The following is a 1219-nucleotide window of genomic DNA, read 5'->3' on the forward strand; positions in this document are numbered from 1 at the left end:
CGATACACCCCGCTACAACAGCATTTCCCCCCCACATAAAAACAACCCTTAATAGCCTCTCCCTCCAAATCTTCTCCAGATGCCCGGCACAAAACTCCCCGGCGGCCCGACCCAGGACGAGGTCATGGCAGTCTCGCTCCAGAAGCTCGGCCTTGTGAGCACCGACACGGTTCTCGAAATCGGCTGCGGCACCGGCAAGGTCTCGGTGGCAATGGCACAGGCCGTACAAAAAGTCATCTCGATCGATATCCGGCCCGAGGCCGTGGCGCTTGCAACGAAGACGGCAAAGGAAGCCGGCCGGAAGAATATCGAATTCTCGTGTGCCGAGGCAACGGAATTCCTCCGGCACGATGCCGTGTATGACTGTGCATTCCTTGGCGGGACAAAGAATCTCCTCGCGGTGCTGCCGGTGCTCGCAAAGAACGTGAAGCGGACGATCGTGGTAAACGCGGTGCTCCTCTCAACGGTTGCGGACGCGGTTGCGGCGCTCCAGGAACTCGGGCTCTTTGTCGAGGTCGTGCAGGTGCAGGTCTCGCGGTCGCACGCGATTGTGGGGAGTATCATGTTCAAACCCATCGACCCGGTCTTTGTCATTGTCGGGAGGGGAGCGGCATGCTCGTAGGCCTTGGCCTGGGGCCGGGGAACCCCGAGCTGCTGACGCTCCGTGCGGTGCGGCTGCTCAAAGAAGCGGATACGGTCTTTGTGCCCGGCCGGATTGCAAAAGATCTCGTGGCCCCGTACCGCGAATCGGTTGTGCTCGACTTCCCGATGACGGACGATGAGGCAAAAATCCGCTCGTGCATGAAAGAGAATGCAAAAAAGATCGCGCCCGTTGCAGAGAAAGGCCTCGCGGTCTTCGGCATTCTCGGCGACCCGAACTTCTTCTCAACATTCTCGCGGCTCTGTGCGGTGATTGAGGAGACTCACCCCGGGATCGAGTTCCGGACCGAGCCGGGGATCAGTTCCATCACGGCGTTTGCATCCGCTGCAGGAGTCCCGGTGAACGAGGGGTTCACGGTATCGGACGGGACAATCTCGGACACGAAGATCCTGCTCAAGGTCCGGAAGCCGAAGGAGAAGGCCGCCTCGCTTGCGGGCGAGGGGTACCGCGAGTTCGTGCTCGTGGAGCGGATGTTCTTCGATGACATGAAAGTGTACCGGAACGCAGAACTTCCCGAGAAGAGCGATTACATGAGCGTGATGTATGCCCGGAAGTGAC

Annotated in this window: 2 protein-coding genes; both read left to right on the forward strand. The window is 59.8% G+C overall.

Going from position 1 to position 1219, the window contains the following annotated elements:
* Positions 1–79 precede the first annotated feature (79 nt).
* Positions 80–622 (forward strand): methyltransferase domain-containing protein, encoded by a 543-nt coding sequence (locus CW742_RS13920; protein ID WP_292421410.1) that lies wholly within the window; start codon positions 80–82, stop codon positions 620–622.
* Positions 613–1218 (forward strand): cobalt-factor II C(20)-methyltransferase, encoded by a 606-nt coding sequence (locus CW742_RS13925; RefSeq protein WP_292421412.1) that lies wholly within the window; start codon positions 613–615, stop codon positions 1216–1218. The genes CW742_RS13920 and CW742_RS13925 overlap by 10 nt, the downstream gene beginning before the upstream one ends.
* The last annotated feature ends 1 nt before the right edge of the window (position 1219 follow it).

It is taken from the genome of Methanoregula sp., assembly GCF_002835825.1.
GTDB lineage: Archaea > Halobacteriota > Methanomicrobia > Methanomicrobiales > Methanospirillaceae > Methanoregula.